Origin of the sequence: Micromonospora sp. NPDC049801 (assembly GCF_040656575.1) — a bacterium.
Classification (GTDB): Bacteria; Actinomycetota; Actinomycetes; order Mycobacteriales; family Micromonosporaceae; genus Micromonospora.
The window spans coordinates 142,307-168,931 of the sequence record NZ_JBFAMS010000015.1 but is presented as its reverse complement, the minus strand read 5'-3'; the positions used below and the strand labels follow the sequence as shown (position 1 = coordinate 168,931).

Genomic DNA, 26,625 nt, shown 5'->3' with positions numbered 1-26,625 from the left:
TCAGGCGCAGAGGTTCGACGTCGTCGGGCAGACGACCGTCGGCGGGACGCTGCTGCTGCAGACGAAGGTGAAGAAGTCGAGGCTGTCGGCGGCGCCACCGACGATCGACTCCAGGTACATCTCGTCCAGCGGAGAAGCACCCGCCGGAACGGCCGGCATCGTGGCCTCCTCGGACCCTCGGTTCTGCCAGGCGTCCGTCATACCCTTGATGATCATTGCTCGTCCTCCCTTTCGTTCGTGCGAACAACGGAGACCCCAAGATATCCACAACAGTGACGGGCAACACCCCTTTGTGAATTACTCGGCATCCGCTCGACCGTCTGTCAAATTGGCATTGACGGACGCCTCTGGACACCTTGTCAAACAATTCTTGACAGAGCGGATCCGGCCCTCATTTCGAACGAGGCGCCCACAGATCCGGCCTCGCGTGCGAGCAAGCGGGGCGCGACGTAGGATCGTCCCTATGGGACTTGCCGGAGCAGGGATCGTACTGGGGGTGGCCGCAGTGGCGGCCTTGGCAACGATGCTGGCCAACGTGATCACCCGACACCGCCGACGGCGCCGCTGACCGCCGGCCGGACCTTCTGCGGGCAGCGCCCCGTCCGAATCCGCGATACCCTTGGACGATGACGATCGTCCTTATCGTTGGATTGTTCTCACTGGTGGCCGGCGCCCTTCTGGCATGGCGCCCGATCGGGATGGCACGCCTGGTCGGCCACTTCGGCATGGTAAAATTCGACCCCGCAAGAACTACCGAGTACCGCACCGCCGGAATGGTGATGGCCGCACTCGGCCTCATCCTCTCCGTGATCGCATTGTTCGCCTGACCCGAGGCGCCTGCCCGCCGTTGCGGGCGCGATCCGGAAGGGTCGCCATTATCGTCTACTACTCCAACGTCACCTCCCCTGCCTGTACTTGTGGTGGGTTCGTCGGGCGCGACTTGAGGATCTTCGTCGCCAGATCGACCAGGGGCAGGGTGCGCTCTGCTGGGGAGCGCCACGGCGAGGACGGTAAGGACGGCCAAGGCGAGCATGGCCAGGGTGATAGACCGGTGCCAGCCGATCCGTAGGTGTCCCCTGTGGACAAGTTCTACTGACCAGCGGAAACACATGATCGAGAGCACCAAAACCGCCGGGATTAGCGGGTCTGAACCGACCCCACCCGAGACCCTGTACGGATCTGAACTACAGAGATCCCTTCACCCTGCGGGCCGAGGTCTTCCCCGAGCCCTTCCGGACGGGCGCAGGCTCCCTACGGACCGGGGAGGCCGCCGGACGGGGCGACGGAGCGAGCTTCCGGAGACCGGCGGGCTGGACGAAGAGTTGCCGCCGGGCTACCGCATCTCCCCGGGAGTCCAGCTCGTACCCCTCGATCCAGGCCCACCCGTCGTACGTGATCCGGTCTTCCAGTACGCGGATGAGCCGGAAGTAGAACGGCCGGGAGAACTGGACGCTGGCCGCCGGCGTGAGGTGCAGCAGGTCACCACCCTTGAACGGGCGCACGCCCCACCGCCCGTCGCCACGCCCCGATCCGCGCTCGGGCCACCGCGACCCTCGGACACCAGCCGTCCGGGTGGCAGCGGCTACATCTCTGCATGCGGTGGTAATCGATCACCGTCCAGGAAAGCTCGACCTCGAACGGCACCGCGCTCACCGCGACCCCTCCCGCTCCGGGTGGGGTGGAGCAGGACAGGCGAACGGCCAGAGCTTCACGAGGTGCCTCCTACCTGGGCGAAGGTCTGACCTCAATCTAGTTCAACTTGTACAGTTCGTATAGCTGTTCCTATAAGTACAGAACGTTTGGTAGGTACCCAACGGCCCGCCCGTGCTAGGCGTCCATAAGGTGTCGATCATGATCGACGAGATGAGTCCGGTAGCGCTCTACATCCAGCTCGCGGATCTCCTCGCCAAGAAGATCGAGTCCGGAAAGCTCAAGCCCCGTCAGCCGCTCCCCTCCGAGGCCCACCTCCAGCAGGAGTACGGCGTGGCTCGCGGCACGGTCCGAGCGGCTATCCGCCTGCTGCGGGAACGGGGTCTCGTCGTGACGCTTCCAGCGCGCGGGACGTTCGTCGCCGAGAAGCCGTAGCCAGCACCACCATCACTCACCGAGGCGTCAGCCAGGTGCGCGGTCACCGATCGGGCGTACCGGTAAGCGGTCCCCAGCACGGCGGCGAAGCCGATGAGCACGGTGTAGGACCAGGCATCGCCGGGACCGGTCAGCTCGCCGTAGCGGTGCGACAGGAAACCGACGAACGTCGCCGCGCCCAGCGCGGTCACCGCGACCACCGCGCGAAGGTCGGCCACCATCGCGGCGATGGTCGGGGCCGCCTCCGCTGGGGCTGGTCGGGCCGTCCGCTGCGTACGCGGCGGTCACCGCACTTGTGGTGGTCAACTTCTCGCGCGTCGCCGGCGGGTTGCGGACAGGGCGGATGGTGAGACAGCACGATCGAGCGGGGGCGGAATCGAGCAGGGAGCGACGGTGGGGATGGTGGTGGGTTCGGCCGCGGATTCGGAGTGTTGGTGACTCGACCGGGTCGGCAGTACCGCCAGCGCGATCAGCGCGCCGAGTAGGCCCGTCGCGGCGAAGCCCCAGGCTGGCGCGGCGGCATCGATCACCGCCCCGGCCAGCGGGGCGCCGAGCGCAACCCCTACCACCATCGCTGAGCCGTGCAGGCCCATCGCCTCACCCCGTACGCTCGCCGGCACCAGCCTGCTCACGGCGTCGGCGGTGGCCGCCACGGTCGGCGCGGTGAAGGCTGCGGACGGCAGCAGCATCAGGGCCAACAGCCACCACTGGCCGCTGCCCAGGCCGACCGGAACGGTGACCAGACCGAGGACCAGGGTGAGGATCAGCGACGGCACCGGGCGGGACAGCGCGCCGTAGGTGAAGCCACCGATCAACGAGCACGACGCCCAGAGCGCCAGCACCACACCGGTCCAGTCGAGCTGGCCAGCATCACGCAGCACCGCCACCACCGACACATCGATGCCGGCGATCACCAACGTGCCCGCCGCGCCGCCGGCGAGCAGTCCGATCAGCCGTGGGGTCAGCCACTGCCGGCGCGGCAGTGCCGGTGCCGGCGTCGTCGCCTCGTCACGCGCCCGGGTCGGCGGGTTCAGCACCAGCAGGGTGAGTCCGGCCAGCACGATCCCTGCGCCGACGGCGTACATGGTCAGGGTGGGCGAGACCCTGGTGGCCAAGGCCACCGCCCCGGCTGGCCCGATCATGAAGCTGAGTTCGACCGACATCGAGTCCAGCGCGTACGCCTGACGGCGTTGGGTTGGCGGGACCAGCGCGGCGATCGACTGCCGGACCACGGAGAAGACCGGGAGGGTGAGCAGCCCGCCGACGAACGCGGCACCGAGCAGCACCGGGTACGGCAGAACCGGTGCCGTAGCCCAGAACAACGCCGAGACCGCTGTGGTCAGCAGCAGCATCGGCCGCAGGCCACGTCGGTCGACCAGCCGGCCGAGCAATGGCGCGCCGAGCGCCGAACCGACCGTCATCGCGGCCCCGACCAGCCCGGCTGCGAAGAAGCCGCGGCCCAGATCGAGGACGTGCAGCGTCATCACCACGGCGGTGGCCGCCACTGGCACTCGGGCCAGGATCGCTACCAGCAGCAGCGGCCGCAACCCTGGCAGCGCGAGCGCGTCCCGGTACGGCTTCACATCCAACACGGTCCGCACCTCCCGGGCCGCCCTTGCCTAATACGGGTAGTTCCTAGTTACGGCTTCGGCCGGGTGACCTCACCGATCCAAGGCGATCCAGTAGCGCCTTACTGGACCGTGCTCGGTGTCGCGGATGCCCTCGAGGACGCCGCCGTGGTGTTCGATCGTCCGGGCCGACGCGATGTTGTCGGCCAGGCAAGGGATGAGGACGCGATCTAGGCCCAGGACGACGCGAGCCTCTGTGAGCATCTCGCCGAGTGCCCAACTCGCCAGTCCTCGGCGGCGCGCGGACGGCCGGACGCCGTAGCCGATCTGGCCGATCTCGTCATCGAACTTGTGCCGGAGGGCGATACCCCCGAGTACGTGGCCGTTCTCGACGATCCACCGGGGTGAGCCGTGCTGTTCGTCCGGACACGGATCGCCGGCCGGATGGACCATTCGGACCCGCGCGTGCACCCAAGCGGCGAAGCCTTCGGGCGAGTCCACATCGTCGTCAGCCCTCAGGCCGAAGCCGTCCTCGTGAAGGCCAGGGCCCCAGTCGTCGCGGCATTTCAAGAACGCGGCGTGCAGGCGGACAGTCGGCAGAATCAACTCGGGCATGAGGTCACGTTATTAAGAGCCGGACCGCCGGGCGAGCCGCGTCTTACCAGAATTGATCATGCCCAGAAGGCGATCCAGCTCCATATAGTCCATGTGCTTCGACAGCAACCAGAAGGTGCCGTGCCGCCCTCCTGGGCAATGTCAGCCTGGTCAAGGACGCAACCCAGATGACGAAAGCCAGGCACTTGGTAAGCCCCACGGACGGCCATTTTGTGACTTGCGTCATACCCGAGTGGCCGTAACCGTCGGCGATCCTCCGACTCGCCGCCCGCGTGCGGTCGGCAGTTCGGCGGCCTGGGGTTTGTAGAGCCGCTGCTGCGGGCCTTCCCGACCAAGCCAGCCCACGCCACCCTCCGCTTCGGCGAGCCAGACGACCCGACCGCCGTCGAGCGGCGCATCGATATATGACCGCCCGATAACCCTCCTCAGAACAGAGTTCCAGACCGAACGTCAAGCATGTCCTGGGACGTATTCGTCAAGCGGGTGGTCGGACCAGACAATCACCGGTGGCGATTGTCCGCCGCCGACTGCCGCGCGCCACATGTCCGCCAGCTGATCTGCCACACCTCGGCGCACTGATCGCGGCAGAAGGTGAACCCGATTTCGCTTGCGCGTCCGCCGTGCACAGCGGCACCACGCGGGCTTGGCCGAAACGTATACATTGACCAGCGCCGGTTTGCTGTCGATGGATCGAGACGCCATGAACTACCCGACGCCGCCACCGTTTCCCCCGCCGCCACCGCCTCTTCTGCCCCCACCGCCACCGCCACCGCCACTGCCGCCGCAACCGGCACGGCCGCGACGGCTTTTGCTGCTGTTTGGTGGCCTGGCCCTGGCGTTCCTGCTGATCTGCACGATCGGCGCGCTTGTCGTGGTGCCCCGCTTCACCGGCAACCCGGGTGGCAAAAAGGAACGGGCCACTGAGGCGCAGGTGGCGGTGAATACCGCCGATCAGGAGTTGAGGCAGGCGGCTGAGCGGCTGCTCACCACGCCGGCGGTCCGCTACCAGGGGTCGTTCTCCGGACCGGACGGCGACCGCATCAGCATGGACGCCCAGGTGACAAACGAAGGCACGGTGCGGGGCAAGCTGATCACTGACGGCCAGACCGCCGAGATCCTGGACCTTGGCGATCGTACGTTCCTCAAGGTCGGCGAGGCGTTCTGGCGTAAGGCCGGGATCACCGACGGGCGCGAGAAAAAGTTTGCCAACCGGTGGGTGCGGGTCGCGGGCGACCTCTTTGGATTCGACTTCGGTGACGTCCTGGCGCCGGCTCTGCTCGCCACCGGCATGGTGCCGAGCATTGAGGAAAACGGCTATCCGCAGCAGGAGGAGTCACTCGGACTCGGCGTGGTCACCTCGGTGGATGGCGTCGAGGCACGAGCGGTGGTCCTCGACGGTGTCACGTACCTGATCAGTACGGCCGAACCGAAACGGCTGTTGGGTATGAGCACCACCCCGGTGGCCGAGTCGGGGAGCGGCTTTCAGACGATCGCGCACCGGGTGAGTGACGTCGAGTTGCGCGCCAAGCTGCAGGTTCTCACCGACGACCAGCGGCAGTTGCTGTTCGACGAGGTGAAACGTCAGATGGGCGTACTGGCGCAGTCCCTCGACAGCATCGTCCAGGTGTCGCTCACCGGCGACGCGAGCCTCAGCCCCTGCACCACCAACGGCTGCACCGCGAACCTGAAGCTCCGCAGCAGGGTGACGTCGGCATCCAAGTACGTGACGATCGACAAGCAGGTCACCGTCGAGGTGAACATCACCATGACGTTGGACGGCAGGCCGGTGCAGACCTGCCCGGAAGTCCTGATCATGAAGCCGAAGGACACCAAAACGGTACGGTGCCGCGCGTCGTACTACATCCCGCCGGCCCGGAAACCCAAGACCCACCAGGTGTATGCCGCGTACACGGCGGTCGCCCGGGCGGTCACCACGGCGGATGCCAAGAAGATGGCCGCTGACCTCGCCGACGAGATCAAACGCAACGGCACGTTGGGCGTCAAGCCGGCGGACAAGCCTCATGAGTACCTGCCGACCGGCGCGAACCCGCCGGCGCTGAACACCCGTCAGCAGCAGGCGAGGACCCGCGTCGAACAGCTCGCGAAGCAGGCTTGCAAAGACGTGCAGCGGTGGCCCGGAGAGTCCCCGCAGCACTGGGGCGACCGGGTGCACAAACGACTCGCCGAGCTCGTCGGTGCGGAACCGGCATCGGCCAACCTGTTCGCGGAGGTCGGCTACCGCAACGGTCTGCTCGCCAGGAGGTGGAAGAATCCGGTCACCGCACGAGAGGGCTGGGAGAAGGGCGCCAAGGCGCCGGATGTCGTGCTCGGCGTGGACGAACTGCGACCGGAACTCATCCTCGACCTGAAGACCGGCGCCAAGGGGCTCGAAACCAAGTGGTACGGGGACCTACAGAACCAGCTCCCGGCAAGGTATCGGAACGTTCCGGCGATCACCGTTCGATGCTGAGAAGGGGATGATCACGTGGATGTCGGCAGGTGGGAAAAGGCCGTCGACGCGTACCTGCTGCCCGCTCTGGGTGATGGCTGGCGTGCTGCGGAGGGCCGACTGGTGCGGGGGCCGGTCGGCTGGACCGCCCAGACGGTGCAACCAGTACCACCACTGCGCCGGCGGCCCAACTTCCAGGTCGAGGTGATCGTCTGGTTGCTCGCGGTGCCAGCGGCCGACGGCCACACGTGCTCACGGCGGCTGGAGGGAGTGTTCCCGGAGCCGGACGCCCTGGCCGGCTACGAACCGGTGATGGCCGACATCCGGGACGTCGTACTCCGGGAGGGCATCCCGTTCCTGGACCGCTACGGAGATGTCGAGGGCTTGCTCGCTTACCGACTGGAGTGGGAAGCCCAGGACGCGGAGCGTGGCCTGACCGACCCCGACATACGTGCAGCCGAGGAACTGGCCTACCTGCATGTGATCCGCGGTGACTGGGACGCCGCGCTGGCGGCTGCGGCGCTGGCTGAGGAGGCCGGCGAACTGAACCGTCCCCGCCCGCACCCGATCGCCTGGGAGGATGAGATCCTCGAACGCGTTCGTGCGGTGATCGCCCTCGGCCCGGACGGCGCCCGCGAGGCCCTCGCCCGCAACGCGGCCACAACGGCGGCCGCGTTGTCCCTGCCCTACTCCATGCCGCGTTGAAGCGCCAGGGCGAGCGGATGAGCGGCACCGAGGCGGATTAGAACGTTGCGGTACTTCGCCGCTGTGCGGGAACGGAAAAGGGCCGTCTCGGTTTCCCGAAACGGCCCTGATCTTGTGCGCCCGAAGGGACTCGAACCCCTAACCTTCTGATCCGTAGTCAGATGCTCTATCCATTGAGCTACGGGCGCTCGTGCTCAGCCAGTGTACACACCCGGCTTTCGCGCGGAGACTCCGGGATTCGAACCCGGGAGGGGCTTTAAGACCCCAACCGCATTAGCAGTGCGGCGCCATAGACCAGACTAGGCGAAGTCTCCCTGGTGGCCCGCAGACCACCGCGCCCGAGGATACAGGTCGGCACCCACCGGGGGCAAAACGACTTCCGGGGTACGCCGACCCGGGCAGCGCGCCCCGGTATTTCACCGCTGTGCGGGGGCGTGATCGGGACTACGCTCCATCGATATGCAGGAGCAGCCGCCCAGCGAACCGACCCGCCAGGAGCCTGCTGAGCGCCCGCGTCGGCGCCCGGCGCGGGCCACGTTCACGCCGCCGCAGGCGACCGATCAGCCTGCCGAAACGGCACCGGCGGCACCGGCGAGCCCGCGTCCCCGCCGGGCCAAGGCGGCGCCGGTGATCTTCCAACCGCCGGATCCGGACCGTCCCCTGCCCCGGCAGACAGAGCCCGCCCCCGCCCACCCGGAGAGCACCCCGGTCAAGCCGCCCGCTGCCGCCAGCGACGCGCCGCACCCCACCAGGGAACCCGCCGGCACCGCGGCGCACCCCACCAGGGAACCCGCCGACGACACGGCACACCCCACCGAGGAACCCGCCGGCACCGGGGCGCACCCCACCAGGAAGTCCGCCAAGAAGGCAGCTCAACCCGCCCAGGGCGCAGCTCGACCCGCCCAGGACGAGGCGCTTCCCGGCGCGGCGGGAGAGCCGACGGGCCAGCCACCGAGGGCGCGGGCGCCCCGGCCCCGGAAGACCGCCACCAGCACGGCGGCCGTCGCACCGACACCACCTCCGCCAGCGCCGGTCATCCCGGATGCGACGCCCGTCACACCAGAGCCGACCGAGATCACGCCAACCCCTCGCAAGCGCGCCACGCCCACCCGTAGAGCCGCCACGGCGAAGGCGGGCGCACCCGCAGTCGCACCGGCACCCGCGCCGGAAGCGGCTTCCGCGATCACCCCCGAGCCGGCCGCAGCGGCGGTCCCCCCGGGCAACCCCGAGGCGGCTTCGACGCGTACCCCCGAATTGCCGGCGGTGGTCGCGCGCCTGCGCGACCATCCCGGTTTCGCGCCGGAGTTCCTGGCGATGGAGGCGGTGCGGACGCTCGGACCCGGCGCGGCCGAGTGGACGCGGCGGCTGCGGGACCGCTACCCGGACGCTCCGGCGGACGGTCTGGCCCGGCTGGCGACCCGGCGGTACGTGCGGGCGGCGGGCGCGGGAGGGGCGGCGGCGGCGCTGGCCGGTCTGTTCGCGCCGCTGGCGGAGCTGGTGTCGGTGCTCTGGACCCAGGCGAACCTGGTGCTGCACCTCGCGGCGGCGTACGGACGCGACCCGGCGCATCCCGATCGGGCCGAGGAGCTGCTGGTGTTGACCCAGGTGCATCCCGACGCGGCGAGCGCGCGGGCCGCGCTGCTCGGTGCGCGGGAGGCCGGTGATCCGGTGGAGGGGACGTGGCCGAAGGCGGCGGAGGCCGCCTGGCGGCTCGCCGCGCCGCTCACCGCGCAGACCGGCGGGTGGGTGGCGTTGCGGTTGGCGTCCCGACTGGTGCCGGGGGCGGCGGTGGTCGCCGCCACGCTCGGCGACGCGGCGGCGGCCGATCGGCTGGCGGCGCGGGCGGTGGCCGCCTACCGGCCGCACCGGCGCTGAGCGGTCACAACCAGTCGAACCACTCGCGGGGCAGCGACGCGTAGCCGACGAAGGCGACCACGTCGAGCACGGTGTGCGCGATGACCAGGGGCATCACCCGGCGGGTACGCAGGTAGAAGAGGCTGAACACGACGCCCATCACCGCGTTGCCGACGAACGCGCCGAAGCCCTGGTAGAGGTGGTAGCTGCCGCGCAGCAGCGCGCTGGCCGCGATGATCGCGGCGAGCCGCCACTGGAGTTGGCGCAGCCGGGTGACCAGGTAACCGACCACGATCACCTCCTCCAGCACGGCGTTCTGCACGGCGGCGAGGATCAGCACCGGGACCGCCCACCAGACCTTCGGTAGCGCCGCCGGCACCAGCGTCGCGTTGAGGCCGAGGTGCGCCGCCACCCAGAACAGGGCCAGGCCGGGCAGGCCGATCAGCGCGGCCAGGCCGGCGCCCCGGGCCAGATCCTGGCCGGGCCGCCGCGCGTCCAGGCCGAGGGTCCGCGCCGGGTCGCCGGGGTCCCTGCTGATCAGGTGTACGGCGAGCAGCACCGGAAGCAGCGCGAACACGATGCCGAGAAGCTGGTACGTCAGGTCCAGCCAGGGGCGGGCCGACGCGGAGGTGTTCAGGGCGGCGGTCTGCTTGGAGAGCGGGCCCTCGGCGGTCAGCTTCGCGATGATCGAGACCACCGCGTAGACGGCGGACTGGCCCAGGGACAGGCCCAGGACCAGCAACGTTTCGGTCCCCAGCAGCCGGCGGGACACCGGGCGGGTCAGCTCAACGGTCACCGCACCACTCTGCCCGACGGACCGGCCAGCGGGCAGGGCCGACCGGCCGGCATGAACCGATCGCACATTCTGTGCGACCGGTGCACACGCTCCGTGGAGATTCTATGGGTGCCCGATCCGCTGCCGTCTGGAGAAGGAGCACCGGTGGACGATGTCGCACGGTTGCTGAAGGAGAGCTGGACCCTGGTCGAGGAGGACCGGGAGCGGCTGACCGGGCACTTCTACGCTCGGGTGTTCCTGCTCGATCCCGCCCTGCGCCAGCTCTTCCCGGTGCAGATGGCCGGCCAGGGTGACCGCCTGCTGGAGGCGATCATCACGGCGATCCACACCGTGGACGACCCGGAGAGCTTCGACGAGTTCCTGCGCGCGCTGGGCCGCGACCACCGCAAATATCACGTCGACGACCGGCACTACGCCACGATGGGCGTCGCGCTGCTCGACGCGCTGCGCAGCACCGCCGGCGACGGCTGGAACCTGGAGTACGACCAGGCGTGGCGGGACGCGTACGCGGCGATCGCCGCCAAGATGGTGGCCGGGGCGGCCGACGACGACAACCCGCCGTTCTGGCACGCCGAGGTGCTGACCCACGAGCGCCACGGCCCCGACATCGCCGTGCTGACCTGCCGGGCCCTGCAGCATCCGCTGCCCTGGCGGGCGGGCCAGTACGTCAGCCTGGAGCTGCCCCGCTTCCACCCGAGGGTGTGGCGGAACTACTCGGTGGCGAACGCCCCGAACGACGACAACGTGCTGGAGTTCCACGTCCGGAGCCCCGGCGCGGGCTGGGTGTCCGGGGCGCTGGTCCGCCGGGTGCGGCCCGGACACCTGCTGCGGCTGGCGGCGCCGATGGGGTCGATGACCCTGGACCGCTCCTCCGAGCGGGACATCCTCTGCGTGGCCGGTGGCGTCGGGCTCGCGCCGATCAAGGCGCTGGTGGAGGAGTTGGCCACCTACAACCGGACGCGGTGGGTGCACGTCTTCTACGGCGCCCGGCAGGCGACGGACCTGTACGCGCTGGCCGCGCTACAGGATCTGGTGGCCACACACCCGTGGTTGTCGGTCACCGCCGCGTGCAGCGACGACCCGGACTTCGACGGCGAGCAGGGCGACATCCCGGACGTGGTGTCCCGGTACGGCCCGTGGACCACGCACGACTGTTACGTCTCCGGATCGGCGCAGATGGTCCGGTCGACGCTGCGGGTGCTGGCCGCCGACGAGGTGCCGCCGTCGACCGTCCGCTACGACACGTTCGGCGATCTCTAGACGTTCCTCCCCCCACACCGGGGCGCGTGCCCCTGCCCCCTGGGGCGCGCGCCCCGGTCCCCTCGCTGTCTCAGTAGCGCCAGGGTCGCCCGGTCTCCCGGTACTCCTCGACCGGCACCAGCGGCACGCCCGGCGCCATCCGGTCCACGTAGAGCCGGCCCTGAAGATGGTCGATCTCGTGCGCGACGAGCCGGGCCATGCCGAACTCGAACGACGTGATGATCCGGCTGCCGTCCCACTGGGCGTGTTCGACGTCGAGCCGCAGCGGCCGGGGCACCAGACCGCGGTGGTCGAAGAAGGAGAGGCACCCCTCGTACTGCTCGTCGGTCTCCGGGTCGGCGTCGACCACCCGGGGGTTGAGCAGGACGACCGGTTCCGCCGAGCGGTCGGGGGGTCGGACGACGGCCGCGGCACGGCCGATGGCGAGCTGTGGGGCGGCGATACCGACCCCCTTGCTGAACGGGTGCAGCTCGTCGAGTCGGGCCAGCGCCATGATGAGGCGGTCCACGATCTCGCGGGCCGCCTGCTCCTCGCCGGGGAGGTCGAACTGTCGCACCGGCTGTCGGAGCAGGTCGTCGCCGCGCTGCACGATGCCGATCCCGCGCATGCGGTCGCTGGGGCGGACCCGGGTGGCGCCGGGGCCGACGTCCGGCTCGGTGTCCGGCCGAGCCCGGAAGCGCCACTGCATCCGGTAGCGGGCGTTCAGCGGCGGGTCGTCGGTCTGCCAGTCGACGATCGCCCGGTCACCCTCGTCGTGCCGCTGCGGGGCCGTCCGCAGCGGGCCCTCCTCCGCCGAGAGCGAGGTCTCCACGCCCCAGACCTGCGGATCGAACGCCGCCGGCAGATCCAGGCGTACGGCGAGACGCCGGGTGGGCAGCCGGACGGCCCGCTGGAACCAGGGGCCCCACTTGTCGTGGCCGACGCTGTACGCGTACTCGATGGTGGTCCGGTCGCCGGGGTACAGCGGAAAGCGGCGTTCGCCGTTCTCGAAGAGGAGCCAGATCTCCTTGAACGCGTCCCGGTCGTGTTTCGCCCGCCAGTGCATCGGCTCGGAGTCGCCGGTGCCGTCGTCGCGTCGGGCCTGTAGTTGCAGCTCGGCGAAGGTGAGCGGGTGTTCCCGGTGGTGCCGGTTGGAGCGACCGGGATCGTTCGGGTAGCGGTCCACCGCGACGCGGACGAGGTAGCGGGTGACCGGCTCGGTGCCCGCGTTGTACAGCTCGCGGCGGATGACGCACCGGTAGCCGTCATCGGTGTGGGTGAGGGTGGCCAACTCCCGCTCCACCACGAGGCCGGTGCCGGGGGGCAGCCACTGGCTGGACAGCGGGGGTTCGCGCTGCGGTTGGCCGGAGCGGGCGTGCCGGAGGTCGTCGTACTCGCGGAAACGCTGCCAGATCGCGCCGCTGGCCTCCAGGACGGCCTCGGCGCGGCGGGCGAAGTCCTCGGTCGGGCGGTGTCGGCGCCCTTCGACGTGGCTCACGTAGGACGGGTCGAAACCCATCAGCACGGCCAGTTGTTTCTTGGAGAGGCCCCGCCCGGCGCGCTGGCGGGCAAGCTCGGCCGCAAAGGACTCGGCAGCCCGCTCGAGGGGTGAGGTCGTCATCGGCTTCCTCGCGGCCGGGAGTATCAGTTTCACGTTCCGTGGCCGAGCGCACACTCATCTGGCATGTTCCCGACACACCGCTTGACAGCTCATGTCTTGCCGCCTGTGACGGCGGCCGGCGGTGGCAACCCCCGCCGGGCGGCTGGAGTCCTTATCCCCGTGAGAGTTGATCCGAGTTTCGACAGCTTCGTCGAGCAACGGTCGGCGGCGCTCCTGCGGCTCGCGTTCCTCCTCACCGGGGATCGGGGCCACGCGGAGGATCTGCTGCAGACGGCCCTGCTGCGCACGATGCGTCGCTGGTCGAAGGCCCGCGAGGCCCCTGAGCCGTACGTCCGGCAGGTCATGGTCAACCTGTCCCGGGACCGGATCAGGGACCTGCTGCGACGCCCACGCGAGACGGCGCTGCCGGACAACCCCGACGCCTTCCGCTCCACCGATCCCGGATTCGACGGCGTCGGGGAGCGGCAGACGGTCGCCACGGCGCTCGCCCAACTTCCCGTGCGGCAGCGACAGGTGATCGTGCTCCGGTACTTCGAAGACCTCTCCATCGAGCAGACGGCGGAGCTGATCGGCTGCTCGATCGGAACGGTCAAGTCGTACACCTCCCGGGCGCTGGCGCGGCTGCGCGAACTACTCGGCGACCTTCACGAAACCGAAGAGGCAAGGACCCTGCGATGACCGCTCTCGACGACGAACAGCTGGGCCGCCTACTGGGCGACCGGCTCCACGAGGAGACGTACACCATGACCGCACCATCGAATCTCACCGAGACCCTGCACCGTAAGAACCGCCGTCGTACCCGGGCACTGGGTCTGGCCGTGGCCGCGCCGGTGGTCGCCGCCGTGGCCGTGGGCGCCTCGCTGGCGTTCGCTCCCGGAGGCGTGGGAGGCGGCGGCGCCCCGAAGGAGGCGCCGGAGATGCTCACCGTCGGCTACGTCGCCGAGCAGACGGCCACCGCCCTGGGCCAACTACCGGGGTACGTCCAGCACGAGACCGCCAAGCACCAGGGCCGGGACGGCAAGCAGGCGAGCCTGATCGAGCTCTGGGCCGACCGCACCACCAGCCGCGAGCGGCAGGACAACAAGATCTACTACGGCGACGTCCGCTCGTACACCGTGGCGCTGGACGGCTCCACCGCCGTCGAGCTGAACCATGACAAGAAGAAGTGGTGGACCTACCAGGTCTCCTCGCTCAAGCCGGCCGACACCAAGCAGGTCCAGTACCTACCGCCGTCGCTCAACCCCAAGGACCTCAAGCGCGCCGTCGACAGCGGGAAGGTGACGCTCGTCGGGAAGGAGCGGCTGGACGGCAGGCAGACCGTGCACCTGCAGTGGCTGGGCGGCCCGGACAGCGCCATGGACACGGCGAAGACCGCCGAGGAGTCCATGCAGATCTGGGTCGACGCGAAGTCCTACCAGCCGGTCCGGGTCGTCAACAAGGTGTTCAGCGGCACCACCACCAGCGACTACGAGTGGCTGCCCCGCACGAAGGAGAACCTGGCGAAGGTGACGGTGACTCCTCCGGCCGAGTACCGGAAGCTGTCGTGCACGCCCACGCCGGCCAAGGACTGCGGCTTGAACGACTGAGTCGTGTTTACGAGGCCCCGGATCGCGGTACGCGGTCCGGGGCCTCTCGGCCTGCCCGAACAGGGCAGCCGCTGTCGCCCGGATTACAGAACACTCGGGTATGCCGGCGAGCATGGTTAGGCTAGCCTTAGCTCAGGACGGCATCTGACCGTCCGCCGGGGGAGGCTCCTCGGCCATCCGGACGGGGGACGGCTCAGGTGACTGCGGTGATGCCGAGGCGGGACGTGACCGCCACGCCGCTCGCCCCCGTCACGGCCGCGCTGCGGACCATGTTCGGCACCGACGACCTCCCCGGGCTCGCCCGGGGGCTGCTGGTCGACGACGAGCTGGGCTGGGCCCCCGCCACGACCCTGGTCGACGGCACCCGCCTGCCGGAGCTGCTGCGCGCCGCGAGTGTCCGCTGGGGCGGCACCCCGCACGCCTGCGCCGCGCTGGCCTGGAAGTCGTACAGCTACTGGACGGCGCTGCCGGTCGTGCTCGGTTGGGCCTCGGCCCGCCGGGTTCCGCTGCTCCACCCGGCCGACGTGCTGATCCACTTCGAGGACCACCGGCCCCTGATCACGCTGGGTCTGCGCCGCGGCACCACCGTGGCGGTCCTGCCGAGCGACCCGCTGGCGCTGTCCGGCCTGCCGGAGGTACGCGTCGTCGCGGGTGAGGCGGAGTTGCTCGCCGAGCTGCGGGCCTCCCTGCTCGACGCCCACCTGGCCCCGCTGATCGCGGCGATCCAGGCCGAGGTGCGGGTGGGCACCCGGACGCTGCTCGGCTCGGTCGCCTCCGGCATCGCGCACGGCATCCTGCGCGGTGCCGACGCGCTGCCCGGCTCGACGGTGCAGAGCATCGACACCCTGCTCGGCGCGCTCGACCTGGCCGACCTGGTCGAGCTGGTCCCCGGCCCGGCCGGCGAGCCCAGCGTCCAGCGCCGTACCTGCTGCCTGGCCTTCACGCTGCCCAGCCCCAAGGTCTGCCAGGGCTGCTGCGTCCGCCAGGGCTGACCCCCTTTTCAGTCGGTCAGCGACCGGACGTCCCACACCCACACGCCGCCGGTGAAGGTCGGCTGGATACCGGTCAGCTCGGTCATACCGCGACGTAGCTCCATCTCATGCTCGTGCGGTCCGAGGATCACCACGCCGGCCCGCCAGTAGCGCAGGTCGTCGACCGCCTTGACCCGACTCTGCGGGGTGATCGGCGGCACCGCGCCGGTACGGCGGATGGTGGCGAAGAAGCTGCTCGTGGGTCGCGGCGGCGCGGTGAACAGCGCGACCTTCGGCGGCTGGGCGCTCGGGCGGGTGTCCGGGCCGAGGAAGTAGCCCCGGGCCAGCGGCATGTCGAGCCGGGTGACGGCAGCCCAGCGCAGCGGCTCCGCGTAGGTGGTGTCCGGCAGCGGCAGGGTCACCACACTGCGCCCACCAGCCACGTACGGCCGCCAGGCCCCACTGGTCACGAAGGTGGGCACCGGATCCAGTTGGACCACCGGCAGCGGGGTGGGCAGGATCGGCAGCAGGGCCATCGTCAGCACGGTCGCGGTGGCGAAGCGGATCTGCAGCCGGGCCGCCGGTCGGGCGCGGGCCAGCTCGCGGGCGCGCTCGGCACCGTAGGCGAGCAACACCCCGATGATCGGGGTGATCGCCAGCGCCCACCGGGTCGGCACCACCGAGTGCAGGATCGGCAGGTTCTCCAGCGCCGCCCAGGGCCCCGGCACCCCGGTGCCGCGATTGTTGAAGCGGATCTCCCGGCCGAGCGAGAGCACCGCGAAGAGCAGCCCGAGCCCGGCCAGCGCGAGCACCACCGCCGAGCGCCGCAGCCACCAGACGAGGGCGACCACCAGCACCAGCAGCGACCAGCCGAAGAAGCTGTTCTCCTCGGTCGGGTTCTTGGCCAGGCCGGCGGCGGTGCGCGGGCTGCCGGCCAGCGACTCCCGGGAGTACGCGACGAACGAGGCCAGGTCACTGGAGTAGCCACGGATCAGGCTGGACAACCCGGAGTAGGCGCCGGGGCCGAAGAACTGCACGTACAGCGGGTACGCGAGCAGCGCACCGGCGACCACGGCGGCGACGGCCAGGCCGGCGAGGAACCCTCGGGTCCGTGATCGCAGAGCGGGGCGAGCGAGGGCCAGCACGCCGACGACCACGCCGAGCCCGATCGCGGTCATCAGCAGGATCTCCAGGTTGAGAAACGCCTGCCAGACGATCACCAAGGCGAGCAGCACACCGTTACGCAGCCAGCGGCCGGGGTCGGCGAGCCGCAGCGTACGCCAGATGATCAGCGGGACGACGAACTGCGACACGATGTTCGGGTGGCCGTTGGCGTGCGACACCATGGCCGGCGCGAACGCGCAGAAGCCGGCGCCCAGCCAGGCCGGCCCCCGGCTCTTGACCAGGACGCGGGAGAGCAGGAAGTACCAGGCCGTGGCCGTGGCGATCATTCCGAGAGTGAGAAAGAGCAGGAATGACACACGTGGCCCGAACAACAGGGTGATCGGCGTTATTGGCAATGAAATGGATAATACGGACGTATTTGCCATGAGGTTGACGCCGTCCGGCACGTTCATCTGGTCCGAGTGGAACGGGTACGCGAATTGCGTGACCACCCGCGCACCGTGCGCCATCATCCATTCGAACTGCGACTGGTCCGAACGGTTGTCGCGCACTCCACTGCCCGGGTCCCACCAGAGACGCCCGGTGATCCAGAAGGCGAGCACCACGAAGCTCAGCACGGCGGCCAGATCGACCCACTTCCCGTTACGGCGCAACCGATCGCCGTCGCCGGGCTCCTCCACCCGCGACGCGGTGGACGGACCGTCGCCGGGAGCGTCCGATTCGGGAGTAGTCATGACAATTCATAGGGTAGTCAGCGTATGACGGTGCCGTGACATGTTTCGAGGTACTGCCGTACTATGTGCCGGGTTCGCCGACCGCCGATCACGTGCCCACCCCCCGACCCGCAATTCGGCCAACAGCTCCCCCGATTCCGCTGCCATCCAAGCGGATGATTCACTCTGTCGGTCCAGGCACGGGTCGAGTTCATATCGTGAGGAATCGACGCATGGCAGAAATCACTGGGGACCAGCGCGTCCAGTCCGAGGTGCTTGAGGGCCTGGCGATGGCCGTCAACCACCGTCGCTGGTTCGTCGAACTGGCGGTGCCGTACCTCGGTGACGACCCGATCGAGATCGGCAGCGGCCTCGGCGACTACGCGCTGGAATGGTCGCAGCGGCTACCCCGGTTCACCGCCACGGAGGCCGACCCCGACCGGCTCGTGCAGCTCAAGGAGCGGCTCGCCAGCCAGGCGGGTGTCGACGTCCGGCAGATGCTGCTGCCGCACAACGATCGGGGAAACTACAGCGCCGCGGTCTCGTACAACGTGCTGGAGCACATCGACGACCACGTGGGCGCGCTGCGCAGCATGCGTGACCTGGTCCGACCCGGCGGCGCGGTGATCATCATCGTGCCGGCGTTCCAATTCGCCATGAGCCCGGCCGACATCGCCACCGGCCACGTCCGCCGCTACACGAAGAAGACGCTCGGTACGGCGATGACCGAGGCCGGCCTGACCGTAGAGAAGATCCACTACGCGAACGCGCTCGGGTTGATCGGCTACTTCATGGCCACCAAGGTCTTCCGGCTCATGCCGAAGGAGGGCCCCATGGTCAAGGCGTACGACACCCTGGTCCTCCCCGCCACCAAGGCCGCCGAGCAGGTCGTCCGCCCCCCGTTCGGCCAGTCCGTCTTCGCGGTGGCCCGCGTCCCGGCCTGACGCCCACCCCCTCCTCGTCGATCTTGCACTTTCGGTTGCCGACACGTCCCTTGTGCGGGGATATGTCAGCGCAGAAAGTGCAAGATCGACGCGGTGGGGTTACTCCTTGATCTGGCACGTGGGGCGGATGACCGCTCTCGCCAGGGTGTGGAAGGTCAGGTTGAAGCCGACGTAGGCGGGGCTCGCGTCGGGGGTCAGGTCCAGGCGGTCCACGTCGAGGGCGTGCACCGCGAAGACGTACCGGTGGGGGCGGTCACCGGGCGGCGGCGCCGCGCCGCCGTACCCCTGCTCGCCGTAGTCGTTGCGGACCGAGAACGCTCCGCCGAGATCGGTGCCCGCCGCACCCCCGGCACCGGTCGGCAGCTGCGTGACGTCGACCGGCACGTTCACCAGCACCCAGTGCCAGAAGCCGCTGCCGGTCGGCGCGTCCGGGTCGTAGCAGGTGACGGTGAAGCTCTTGGTCTCGGCGGGGAAGTCCGACCAGGTGAGCTGCGGCGAGACGTTCTCACCGCCGGCGCTGCCGTGCATGTGCCGGACGTCCATCGGCTCGCCGTTCTGCACGTCGTCACTGGTCAGGGTGAACGAGGGGACGGTCGGCAGCAGCTCGTACGGGTCCGGGGCGATCGGTCGTTCCAGGGTCATCGGTACGTCCTTCCGGAGTGGGCAGATACCAGCCCCTTCATACCCCTTTCCACGGCATGGAACGACCGATTGGTCGGGGTGTGCCGGATCACGGGAGCGGGCTAGGGTGAGGCCCCTGAAGCGTTCCACGGGGGGAATTCCTTGCTCAGCATCTGGCGGGACTTTCTGGTCGCCGTCGTCGGCGTCCTGCGCAAACCGGACGAGCGGGCGCTCGCCGAGGAGCGTCGACGCGCCGTCGAACGACTCGCCGACACGACGATCCGCGAAGCCCGACGGGACGAGCCCGAGGGTACGTAGCCGCAGACCCGCGGGGGTGACCGGAGAGCCAGGCACCGGACGCCGCCCGCTCGGACGGTGAAGATGACCGGATGGCGCGGCCAGTGGTCACGACGGAGACCCACCGACCGACCTTGTTCGAGGTCTTCTTCGACCTGGTACTCGTCTTCGGGCTCATCCGGGTCACCTCGTTCATGAGCGAACGGCCCGCGCCGGTAACCCTGGTGCAGGGACTGCTCGTCCTCATGCTGCTGTGGAACTCCTGGCTCGTGTACGCCTGGCTCGGCAACTCCGTCCGCATCGACGTCGGGCCGATCTGCATCGGCGTGACCATGGCGATGGGGGCCATCTTCCTCATCGCGCTCGTCATCCCGGAGGTCTGGGAGACCGGCCCGGATACGGCGATGCCGCGGCTGACGCTGGTACTGGCGTACATCGTGGTGCGGACGATCCAGTTCATCCTCTTCCACTGGGTGGCCTCGGACGATCCCCGGCTGCTGCGGACCGTCCGGCTCTACGCCCTCACCACCGCGCTGTCCTGGATCCCGCTCGTCCTCGGTGCCACGTTCGGCGGCACCCCGCAGATCCTGCTGTGGGCGGTTGCGCTCGTCGTCGACATGAGCGGCGGGGTGCTCGCCCTGCTGCTGAGCGGGTGGCCGGTACGCAGCCCCGGTCACTTCGTGGAGCGGCACGGCCTGGTCGTGATCATCGCGCTCGGCGAGTCCCTGATCTCGGTCAGCGCCGGTGTCGGGACCCAGATGATCCGCGGGCAGACGCTGGTGGCGGGCCTGCTCACCCTCAGCGTGACGGGCGGCCTCTACTGGCTGTACTTCACGAGCGCGGGAAACGCCGGCCGAGCGCTCACAACTCGGTCCGGGCTGCGGCGCGGGTTCGTCGCCGGCAACGCCTATAGCGTCGCCCATCTCCCCCTGCTCGCCGGGACGATCTACGTGGCCTTGGGAGTCGAGGAGGTGCTGACCGAGCTGGGGCACGGCACGCTGGGGTGGATCCCGGCCACCGCACTGTTCGGCGGAACGGCCCTGTACCTCGCGGGCCGGGCGACCTTCCTCGTCCTCAGCGTCCGGTGCGTACGATCAGAGCAGTTCGTCGCGCCCGGTGTGGCGCTGCTGTTGCTCCCCGTCGGCCGACATCTGCCGGCCCTGGGCGCCCTCGGCCTGCTGACGGCGTTCCTCGCCGCCCTACTCGGCTACGAGGCGTGGACGAGACGTGCGAGCCGGACCTCCGACTGACAGCGGCTTGGCCAGCGGAACGCGATGAGGTTATTTGTGTTTTTGGCGTTTGTGACGCATGCTTCACCTGTGTCGACTACGGGTGACGACCTTCTGACCACCGGTCAGGTTGCCAAGCTGCTGGGGACGTCGCGGCAGCAGGTGGTCAACCTGTGCGAGCGTGGCGAACTGCCGTTTGTGAAGGTCGGCGCGCATCGACGGCTCCGGCGAGAACATGTCGAGGCGCTGCTGCGCCCCAAGCCGGAACTGACCCGTGATCAGCTCAAGTCGCTGTGGCTGCACCAGGCGATAGCGGGGAGTTTGGTCACCGACCCGGACGCGGTACTGAACAAGGCCGGGGAAAATCTTGATCGACTCCTGCGGCAACACCAGGGGACCATGACAGAAGTCTGGCTCAAGCGTTGGCAGGACAAGATCAACGAGGGTGTGGGTGCCGTCCTCAAGACGTTGACCTCGGATGACCCGGAAGCTGTGGAGCTACGACAGAACTCGCCCTTCGCCGGGGTCCTCTCGCAGCCCCAGCGCACGAAGGTTCTCGACTCCTTCACGCGCAGCGGCTGGGGGCGGGTGGCGTGAGACGCGAACAACTGGAGCATGTCCTGCGGTCTGCCTGCCAGATTGTCGGAGACCCGGACGTCCTCGTCATCGGCAGCCAGTCGGTCCTGGGGGCCATCCCGGAGAGCAGACTTCCGCTCGAAGCCACCGCCTCGATGGAGGTCGACGTGGCGTTCTTCGACGACCCCGACGACCGGAAGGCTGACCAGGTCGACGGTGCCATCGGCGAGCTTTCGCTTTTCCACGAGACGAACGGCTACTACGCCCAAGGCGTGAGCGTGTCGACGGCGAGGCTGCCCGACGGCTGGCGGGATCGGCTGGTCCTGGTGGAGTCTCAGAGCACCCACCGGGGCGGGGCTACCCGCTCGAACCGCACGACTGCGTTGTGTCCAAGCTGGTAGCCGGCAGGGAGAAGGACCACGCCTTCGCCGACGCGCTGATCCGGGCCGGGCTCGTCGATCCAGCAATGGTGGCGGAGCGGATCGAGATGGTTGACGTGCATCCGCTGGTGCGGAAACGACTGAGGGACTGGATCGCCAGCTATCTGCCGGCGATCTGACGGCTACGCGGCGTTCTGCGGAGGGTGTGGGATTCGAACCCACGAAGACATCGCTGCCTTACCGGTTTTCAAGACCAGCGCCATCGGCCACTAGGCGAACCCTCCCGGACCGGCACCCGTGGGTGCGCGGCCGTGAACAGTCTGCCACGGCACCCGGCGGCCGGCTCGGCGTCCCTCCCCGAAAAGCGCCGGCCAGGCGGCAGCTCCAGCGTCCACTGTGGCGCTGATCGACTCGGGTCCCCGGAAACCGGGGCGTCCCGCGCGCCCGGATGCCCCGGTTTCACGGAAGCCGAGTTGACCAAGCCCGCGGACCGCCCGGTTTCCCGCAAGCCGGGGAACCAAGCCCGCGGGCCGCCCGGTTTCACGGAAGCCGGGGAACCAAGCCCGCGGACCGACTGGTTTCCCGCAAGCCGGGGGGACCAAGCCGACAGGGACCGCGTCGCCGCGAGGGGTGCGTCTGCGGCGGCGAGCGCGGCGGGTGAGACTGGGGGCATGCGAGCCATCACCGTTCCGCAGCCTGGTGGACCCGACGCGCTGGTCTGGGCCGAGGTGCCCGATCCCGAGCCCGGCCCGGGTGAGGTGATCGTCCGGGTGCGGGCCAGCGGGGTCAACCGCGCGGACCTGCTGCAACGGCAGGGGCACTATCCGCCGCCGCCGGGCGCGCCCGCGTACCTCGGTCTGGAGTGTTCCGGGGTGATCGACGCGGTCGGCCCGGAGGTGACCGGGTGGGCGGTCGGCCAGGAGGTCTGCGCCCTGCTGGCCGGTGGCGGGTACGCCGAGCGCGTGGCGGTGCCCGCCGGCCAACTGCTGCCGGTGCCGGCCGGCGTGGACCTGGTCGACGCCGCGGCGCTGCCGGAGGTGGCCTGCACGGTGTGGTCGAACGTGGTGGGGGTGGGTCGACTCACCGCCGGCGACACGCTGCTGGTGCACGGCGGGGGCAGTGGGATCGGCACGTTCGCGATCCAGTTCGGGGCGGCGCTCGGCGCCACGGTCCTGGCGACCGCCCGGACGACGAAGCACGCCCGGCTGCGCGAACTGGGCGCGGCGCACACGATCGACTACCGGGACCAGGATTTCGTCGAGGAGGTCCGTGAGGCCACCGACGGCCACGGCGCGGACGTCATCCTCGACATTCTGGGCGCTTCCTACCTGGGGCGGAACGTGTCGGCGCTGGCCACCGGCGGTCGGCTCGTGGTGATCGGGATGCAGGGTGGCCGCAAGGCCGAGCTGGATCTCGGCGCGTTGCTGACCAAGCGGGCCAGCGTGTCGGCGACCGCGCTGCGCTCCCGGCCGCTGGCCGAGAAGGCGGGGATCGTGCGGGGCGTACGCGATGAGGTGTGGCCGTTGGTCGCGGCTGGCGCGGTCCGCCCGGTGGTGGACCGGCGGCTGCCGATGGCCGAGGCGGCCGAGGCGCATCGGCTGGTCGAGTCGAGCGACCACGTCGGGAAGGTGCTACTCACCCTCGGGTGAGGCGGGCGGCAGCATGAGGCGGGCGCCGGGGCCCTGGGCGGCGAGGGTGTCGCCGGGGTTGTAGAGCATGCAGCGTTGCAGGGACAGGCAGCCGCAGCCGATGCAGCCGTCGAGGTCGTCGCGGAGCTTGGTGAGCAGCCGGATCTTCTCGTCCAGCCGGCCGCGCCAGCTCGCGGAGAGGCGCTCCCAGTCCTGCGGGCTGGGGGTACGGCGCTCGGGCAGCGATTCCAGCGCGTCGCGGATCTCGTCGAGCGAGACGCCGACCTGCTGGGAGATCCGGATGAAGGCGACCCGCCGCAGCTCGGCGCGGGCGTAGCGGCGCTGGTTGCCGCCGGTGCGGTCGGCGCGGATCAGGCCGAGGCGCTCGTAGTAGCGCAGCGCGGACGGTGCCACGCCGGAGCGGACGGACAGCTCACCGATCGTCAACGCGTCCTGCATCACCGGGTCCTTGAGTTGAAGTGGACTTCAACTCAAGGTTACCGGCGATCAACGCGCGGAGGAGACCGCCGGGCGACGGCGGGCGCGCTCGCGACCGAGGATCCAGATCGCCTCGACGCCGTCCTTCCAGGTGATCTTCTTGCCCTCTTCGCGGCCCCGGGCCCGGTAGCTGATCGGCACCTCGTACGGGCGGATCCGGCGGCGCAGCAGCTTGCCGGTCACCTCGGCCTCCATGCCGAAGCCCCGCGAGCGCACCTCCAGCGACCGGTACAGCTCCACCGGCATCAGCTTGAAGCAGGTCTCCAGGTCACCGATGTACGAGTTGAAGAGGACGTTCGCCGCCATCGTGACGCCCTTGTTGCCCATCACGTACCAGAAGCTGTAGGCGCTGTGGCTGCCGAACGTGCGATTGCCGTAGACGACCGTGGCCCGCCCGTCGAGCACCGGGGCGAGCAGCTTCGGGATGTCCTGCGGGTCGTACTCCAGATCGGCGTCGAGGATGACCATGTATTCGCCCTCGGCGCTGTCGACCGCCGTCTTGATGGCCGCGCCCTTGCCCGCGTTGCGCTGGTGGGTGATCACCCGCAGGCGCGCGTCGTCGGCGCGACCGAGGACCTCGCCGGTGCCGTCACGGCTGCCGTCGTCGACCACGACCAGCTCGATCTCGCAGGGGTAGTCCACCGCCAATGCCTGCTTGAGGGCATCCGCGATGCGTTCTTCCTCGTTGTAGACCGGCATGAGGATCGAGAGCTTCACGGGAATCTCCACGGTGGCGACAACACGTCGGGCCTAGCCTAGCCTGGCTGGTCAGCCCAACGGTGGCCGCCACCGTCGGACAGCCGGCGTGGCGGTTTCAGCCCGATGGTGTTTACTTCCCGCCATGTCGGCTGCCGGCCCCCTGCTCGCGGTGCTCCCCGCCGCCTCGGTGCTCCTGCTCACGATCGCGTCGAAGCCGCGCGGGACGTCTGCGGTGGCCCCGTCCCGGCTCGCCGCGGTGCGCGCCGCGCTGCTCACCGGCGCGTACGCGGTGCTCGTCGTCGAGGTGCTCGGCGCGCTGCACACCCTGACCCGGCCGGCGTTCGTCGCCGCCTGGCTGCTCTTTCTCCTCGCCGCCGCGACGGCGGTGGCTCTGCGCCGGCGACGCGACACCCCGGCCACACCGGCCGCCGCCGCGACGCCGCAGCCGGTGCCGGTGGGCGCGGCGGTGCCCGCCGGCGCCGCCCCGGACACACCCGCCCCGGCCGTCGACCACGGCCCGGTGGGCGGGCGCACGGCCGCACCGATCCAGCCCAAGGGAGTACGCGCCAGACTGCTCACCCGGGCGACCGAGAGTTGGCGTACGGCGGGTCGGGGCGAACGGCTGCTCGCGGGCGGCATCGGCGGCCTGGTGCTGCTGGAGCTGCTGATCGCGCTCTTGGCCGAGCCGAACAACTTCGACTCGCAGACGTACCACCTGCCGAAGGTCGAGCACTGGGTGGCCCAGGGCGACCTCGACTTCTGGCCCACCGCCATCCACCGGCAGGTGACCATCCCGCCCGGCGCGGAGTACCTGCTGCTGCACCTGCGCCTACTCACCGGCGGCGACGCGCTGCACAACCTGGTGCAGTGGGCCGCCGGGGTGCTCTGCCTCCTGGTGGCCGCGCGGATCACGGCGCAGCTCGGCGGCGGCCGGCGAGCCCAGTTGATCACCGCGTTCGTGCTGGCCAGCACCCCGATGGTCGCGCTACAGGCCACCAGCACGCAGACCGACCTGGTCTGCGCGGCGTGGGTGGCGTGCGCGGCGACCCTCGCTCTGGACGGTCTGCGCCGACGCACCGGCTGGGGAACCGTGCTCGGCCTGGGGGCGGCCACCGGGTTGACCGCGGTGACCAAGACCAGTGGTCTGATCGCGGTGGGCCCGCTGCTGGTGCTCTGGGGTCTGGCCCAGCTCCGGCTGGCCCTGGCGGCTCGGCCATCAGCCGCCGAACCGTCGGGTCGGGCGGCGACCGCCGGGGCGTCGGCCGGTCGGGCGCGGCCGGTGTTCCGGGTAGTTACCGGCTCGGTGCTGATCATGGCGGTGGCCGCGCTGGTGGTCGGCCCGTTCCTGGCCCGGGTGACGGCCGAGTTCGGGCACCCGTTGGGCCCGCCCCGGCTACGTGAGTCGATCCCGATGGAGCGGCACGACCCGGCCTCGATTCTGGTCAACGCGCTGCGCATCGGGCACACGGCCTTCGACACGCCGGTCGCGCCGCTGCGAACCGCCGGCGCGGACGCGATCATCGGCGGTGCGGAGGCGATCGGCGTCGACCCCCAGGACCGGGCGATCACCTTCGGCCGGGAGGTGTTCCCGGTGCCGGCCTGGTACCCGGACGAGGATCGGGTGGCGTTCCCGATCGCCGGGTCGGTGGCGCTGCTCGGCGCGCTGGTCGCCCTCGTCCGCCCGCGCCGGATCGATCCGGCGCAGGCGGGGCCGCTGCGGGCGTACGCCGTGGTGGTGCTGGCCGCCGTGCTGCTGCACACCTCAATGATCAAGTGGCAGCCGTGGGGCAACCGACTGATCCTCTACGCCCTGGTGCTCGCCGTCCCGCTCGCCGGCCTCTGGCTCGACGCGCTCCTGCGCCGCCACGCCGACCGGACGCCGGAGCCCGCCGACCCGGATCGGAGGCGACGCTCGGTGGCCGCCGTGGCGGTCGTCGTCGTGCTCGCCACCTCGGCGCTGGCCGGAGTGCTCGCGCTGTCGTACGGCTTTCCGCGCCGGCTCGTCGGCTCGGGCTCGGTCTTCACGACCTCGGACTGGGACACCCGGTTCCTGCGCCGACCCGAGTGGGCCGACGAGTTCCGCTGGGCCGCGGCGGCGGTCCGCGAGAGCGGCGCGCGCCGGATCGGTCTGGTCGAGCGGAACGACGACTGGGAGTACCCGTGGTGGCTGCTGCTGCGCCAGCCGGACGGCAGCTCCCCGGATCTGGTGTCGTTGCAGTCGGTCCTGCCGGAGCGACCGCCCGCCGACCCGGCCTCGGTGGACGCGATCGTCTGCACCGGTAGCCAGCCGGCCTGCGCCGAGCTGGTCCCGGCCGGGTGGCGGTTGGAGTTCCGCGACTACGTCGGTTACGCCCTGCCCCCGGGACGCTGACAACTACGGCAGGCGAGGGCCCCGCACGTACGACGTGCGGGGCCCTCGCTTTCGG

The 26,625-nt window shown here is 70.1% G+C and carries 27 protein-coding genes and 3 tRNA genes; 17 read left to right on the top strand and 13 right to left on the bottom strand.

All coding sequences use genetic code 11. The features are described 5' to 3' along the window. Entirely contained in the window at positions 1 to 216 is a 216-nt protein-coding gene (locus AB0I89_RS25745) for a hypothetical protein (RefSeq protein ID WP_357131693.1), read from the bottom strand. A 410-nt stretch (positions 217 to 626) separates the two neighbouring features. Between AB0I89_RS25745 and AB0I89_RS25740 the strand changes: the two genes are divergently transcribed. Further along, positions 627 to 827: a hypothetical protein gene (locus tag AB0I89_RS25740; protein WP_357131690.1), complete on the top strand. Its 201-nt coding sequence runs from the start codon at positions 627 to 629 to the stop codon at positions 825 to 827. 357 nt (positions 828 to 1,184) lie between these two features. Here the strand turns inward: AB0I89_RS25740 and AB0I89_RS25735 are convergent, their stop codons facing one another. Beyond that, positions 1,185 to 1,502, bottom strand: coding sequence for a hypothetical protein (locus AB0I89_RS25735; RefSeq protein WP_357131687.1), 318 nt, complete (start codon positions 1,500 to 1,502; stop codon positions 1,185 to 1,187). Between the two features lie 349 nt (positions 1,503 to 1,851). Between AB0I89_RS25735 and AB0I89_RS25730 the strand changes: the two genes are divergently transcribed. Next, positions 1,852 to 2,085, top strand: coding sequence for a GntR family transcriptional regulator (locus tag AB0I89_RS25730; protein ID WP_357131684.1), 234 nt, complete (start codon positions 1,852 to 1,854; stop codon positions 2,083 to 2,085). Positions 2,086 to 2,387: 302 nt separating this feature from the next. On the opposite strand, the gene AB0I89_RS25725 is transcribed toward AB0I89_RS25730, so the two are convergent. Together AB0I89_RS25725 and AB0I89_RS25720 are read right to left on the bottom strand one after the other, a co-directional pair. Beyond that, positions 2,388 to 3,668: an MFS transporter gene (locus AB0I89_RS25725; RefSeq protein WP_357131833.1), complete on the bottom strand. Its 1,281-nt coding sequence runs from the start codon at positions 3,666 to 3,668 to the stop codon at positions 2,388 to 2,390. Positions 3,669 to 3,746: 78 nt separating this feature from the next. Beyond that, positions 3,747 to 4,268 carry a GNAT family N-acetyltransferase gene (locus AB0I89_RS25720; RefSeq protein ID WP_357131681.1) on the bottom strand — a complete coding sequence of 174 codons (522 nt, stop codon included), beginning with the start codon at positions 4,266 to 4,268 and terminating at the stop codon, positions 3,747 to 3,749. Positions 4,269 to 4,875: 607 nt separating this feature from the next. On the opposite strand from AB0I89_RS25720, the gene AB0I89_RS25715 reads away from it, so the two are divergent. Both AB0I89_RS25715 and AB0I89_RS25710 read left to right on the top strand, forming a co-directional pair. Further along, complete coding sequence (locus tag AB0I89_RS25715; protein WP_357131678.1) at positions 4,876 to 6,738, top strand: hypothetical protein; 1,863 nt, start codon at positions 4,876 to 4,878, stop codon at positions 6,736 to 6,738. 15 nt (positions 6,739 to 6,753) lie between these two features. Continuing rightward, on the top strand, positions 6,754 to 7,422 hold the full coding sequence (locus AB0I89_RS25710) for a hypothetical protein (RefSeq protein WP_357131675.1): 669 nt from the start codon (positions 6,754 to 6,756) through the stop codon (positions 7,420 to 7,422). A gap of 115 nt (positions 7,423 to 7,537) precedes the next feature. On the opposite strand, the gene AB0I89_RS25705 is transcribed toward AB0I89_RS25710, so the two are convergent. Together AB0I89_RS25705 and AB0I89_RS25700 are read right to left on the bottom strand one after the other, a co-directional pair. After that, positions 7,538 to 7,610, bottom strand: a tRNA-Arg gene (locus AB0I89_RS25705). A 35-nt stretch (positions 7,611 to 7,645) separates the two neighbouring features. After that, positions 7,646 to 7,736 (bottom strand) — tRNA-Ser (locus tag AB0I89_RS25700). A 313-nt stretch (positions 7,737 to 8,049) separates the two neighbouring features. Here AB0I89_RS25700 and AB0I89_RS25695 point away from each other — a divergent pair. Then, a complete protein-coding gene (locus tag AB0I89_RS25695) occupies positions 8,050 to 9,297 on the top strand; it encodes a hypothetical protein (RefSeq protein ID WP_357131672.1) in 1,248 nt (415 codons plus the stop codon). Positions 9,298 to 9,301: 4 nt separating this feature from the next. Here AB0I89_RS25695 and AB0I89_RS25690 read toward each other — a convergent pair whose 3' ends face one another. Next, on the bottom strand, positions 9,302 to 10,072 hold the full coding sequence (locus tag AB0I89_RS25690; protein WP_357131669.1) for a CPBP family intramembrane glutamic endopeptidase: 771 nt from the start codon (positions 10,070 to 10,072) through the stop codon (positions 9,302 to 9,304). Between the two features lie 144 nt (positions 10,073 to 10,216). Here AB0I89_RS25690 and AB0I89_RS25685 point away from each other — a divergent pair, with 144 nt between their 5' ends. After that, positions 10,217 to 11,332 carry a globin domain-containing protein gene (locus tag AB0I89_RS25685; protein ID WP_357131666.1) on the top strand — a complete coding sequence of 372 codons (1,116 nt, stop codon included), beginning with the start codon at positions 10,217 to 10,219 and terminating at the stop codon, positions 11,330 to 11,332. Between the two features lie 70 nt (positions 11,333 to 11,402). Here the strand turns inward: AB0I89_RS25685 and AB0I89_RS25680 are convergent, their stop codons facing one another. Beyond that, complete coding sequence (locus AB0I89_RS25680; protein ID WP_357131663.1) at positions 11,403 to 12,932, bottom strand: peptide deformylase; 1,530 nt, start codon at positions 12,930 to 12,932, stop codon at positions 11,403 to 11,405. 153 nt (positions 12,933 to 13,085) lie between these two features. On the opposite strand from AB0I89_RS25680, the gene AB0I89_RS25675 reads away from it, so the two are divergent. The 3 genes from AB0I89_RS25675 (at position 13,086) to AB0I89_RS25665 (ending at position 15,510) form a co-directional block, all read left to right on the top strand. Continuing rightward, the gene (locus AB0I89_RS25675) at positions 13,086 to 13,610 is read left to right on the top strand and encodes a SigE family RNA polymerase sigma factor (protein WP_357131830.1); all 525 of its coding nucleotides are present in this window, start codon (positions 13,086 to 13,088) and stop codon (positions 13,608 to 13,610) included. Next, on the top strand, positions 13,607 to 14,518 hold the full coding sequence (locus AB0I89_RS25670; protein WP_357131659.1) for a hypothetical protein: 912 nt from the start codon (positions 13,607 to 13,609) through the stop codon (positions 14,516 to 14,518). Before AB0I89_RS25675 ends, AB0I89_RS25670 begins: the two co-directional genes overlap by 4 nt. Before the next feature lie 209 nt (positions 14,519 to 14,727). After that, a complete protein-coding gene (locus tag AB0I89_RS25665) occupies positions 14,728 to 15,510 on the top strand; it encodes an IucA/IucC family C-terminal-domain containing protein (RefSeq protein ID WP_357131656.1) in 783 nt (260 codons plus the stop codon). Positions 15,511 to 15,518: 8 nt separating this feature from the next. Here AB0I89_RS25665 and AB0I89_RS25660 read toward each other — a convergent pair whose 3' ends face one another. Next, on the bottom strand, positions 15,519 to 17,348 hold the full coding sequence (locus AB0I89_RS25660) for a hypothetical protein (RefSeq protein ID WP_357131653.1): 1,830 nt from the start codon (positions 17,346 to 17,348) through the stop codon (positions 15,519 to 15,521). 212 nt (positions 17,349 to 17,560) lie between these two features. Here AB0I89_RS25660 and AB0I89_RS25655 point away from each other — a divergent pair, with 212 nt between their 5' ends. Next, positions 17,561 to 18,271 carry a class I SAM-dependent methyltransferase gene (locus AB0I89_RS25655; protein WP_357131650.1) on the top strand — a complete coding sequence of 237 codons (711 nt, stop codon included), beginning with the start codon at positions 17,561 to 17,563 and terminating at the stop codon, positions 18,269 to 18,271. Between the two features lie 99 nt (positions 18,272 to 18,370). Here AB0I89_RS25655 and AB0I89_RS25650 read toward each other — a convergent pair whose 3' ends face one another. Beyond that, positions 18,371 to 18,913 carry a YbhB/YbcL family Raf kinase inhibitor-like protein gene (locus AB0I89_RS25650; protein ID WP_357131647.1) on the bottom strand — a complete coding sequence of 181 codons (543 nt, stop codon included), beginning with the start codon at positions 18,911 to 18,913 and terminating at the stop codon, positions 18,371 to 18,373. Between the two features lie 141 nt (positions 18,914 to 19,054). Here AB0I89_RS25650 and AB0I89_RS25645 point away from each other — a divergent pair, with 141 nt between their 5' ends. The 5 genes from AB0I89_RS25645 to AB0I89_RS25625 all read left to right on the top strand — a co-directional run bounded on the left by AB0I89_RS25645 (position 19,055) and on the right by AB0I89_RS25625 (position 21,553). Beyond that, entirely contained in the window at positions 19,055 to 19,210 is a 156-nt protein-coding gene (locus AB0I89_RS25645) for a hypothetical protein (RefSeq protein ID WP_357131644.1), read from the top strand. A gap of 71 nt (positions 19,211 to 19,281) precedes the next feature. Next, a complete protein-coding gene (locus AB0I89_RS25640; protein ID WP_357131641.1) occupies positions 19,282 to 20,439 on the top strand; it encodes a low temperature requirement protein A in 1,158 nt (385 codons plus the stop codon). 69 nt (positions 20,440 to 20,508) lie between these two features. Beyond that, positions 20,509 to 21,015 (top strand): helix-turn-helix domain-containing protein, encoded by a 507-nt coding sequence (locus AB0I89_RS25635; protein WP_357131638.1) that lies wholly within the window; start codon positions 20,509 to 20,511, stop codon positions 21,013 to 21,015. Beyond that, positions 21,012 to 21,395 (top strand): hypothetical protein, encoded by a 384-nt coding sequence (locus tag AB0I89_RS25630; RefSeq protein WP_357131635.1) that lies wholly within the window; start codon positions 21,012 to 21,014, stop codon positions 21,393 to 21,395. The genes AB0I89_RS25635 and AB0I89_RS25630 overlap by 4 nt, the downstream gene beginning before the upstream one ends. Next, positions 21,380 to 21,553: a hypothetical protein gene (locus AB0I89_RS25625; RefSeq protein ID WP_357131632.1), complete on the top strand. Its 174-nt coding sequence runs from the start codon at positions 21,380 to 21,382 to the stop codon at positions 21,551 to 21,553. Before AB0I89_RS25630 ends, AB0I89_RS25625 begins: the two co-directional genes overlap by 16 nt. An 18-nt stretch (positions 21,554 to 21,571) precedes the next feature. Here the strand turns inward: AB0I89_RS25625 and AB0I89_RS25620 are convergent. Beyond that, positions 21,572 to 21,658, bottom strand: a tRNA-Ser gene (locus AB0I89_RS25620). A gap of 387 nt (positions 21,659 to 22,045) precedes the next feature. Between AB0I89_RS25620 and AB0I89_RS25615 the strand changes: the two genes are divergently transcribed. Beyond that, complete coding sequence (locus AB0I89_RS25615) at positions 22,046 to 23,023, top strand: NAD(P)H-quinone oxidoreductase (RefSeq protein WP_357131629.1); 978 nt, start codon at positions 22,046 to 22,048, stop codon at positions 23,021 to 23,023. On the opposite strand, the gene soxR is transcribed toward AB0I89_RS25615, so the two are convergent. Then, complete coding sequence (gene soxR, locus AB0I89_RS25610; protein ID WP_357131626.1) at positions 23,006 to 23,461, bottom strand: redox-sensitive transcriptional activator SoxR; 456 nt, start codon at positions 23,459 to 23,461, stop codon at positions 23,006 to 23,008. The two genes, AB0I89_RS25615 and soxR, sit on opposite strands and share 18 nt — an antisense overlap. Positions 23,462 to 23,509: 48 nt before the next feature. Then, on the bottom strand, positions 23,510 to 24,217 hold the full coding sequence (locus tag AB0I89_RS25605; RefSeq protein ID WP_355240514.1) for a glycosyltransferase family 2 protein: 708 nt from the start codon (positions 24,215 to 24,217) through the stop codon (positions 23,510 to 23,512). Positions 24,218 to 24,341: 124 nt separating this feature from the next. Here AB0I89_RS25605 and AB0I89_RS25600 point away from each other — a divergent pair, with 124 nt between their 5' ends. Further along, complete coding sequence (locus AB0I89_RS25600; RefSeq protein ID WP_357131622.1) at positions 24,342 to 26,570, top strand: hypothetical protein; 2,229 nt, start codon at positions 24,342 to 24,344, stop codon at positions 26,568 to 26,570. The last annotated feature ends 55 nt before the right edge of the window (positions 26,571 to 26,625 follow it).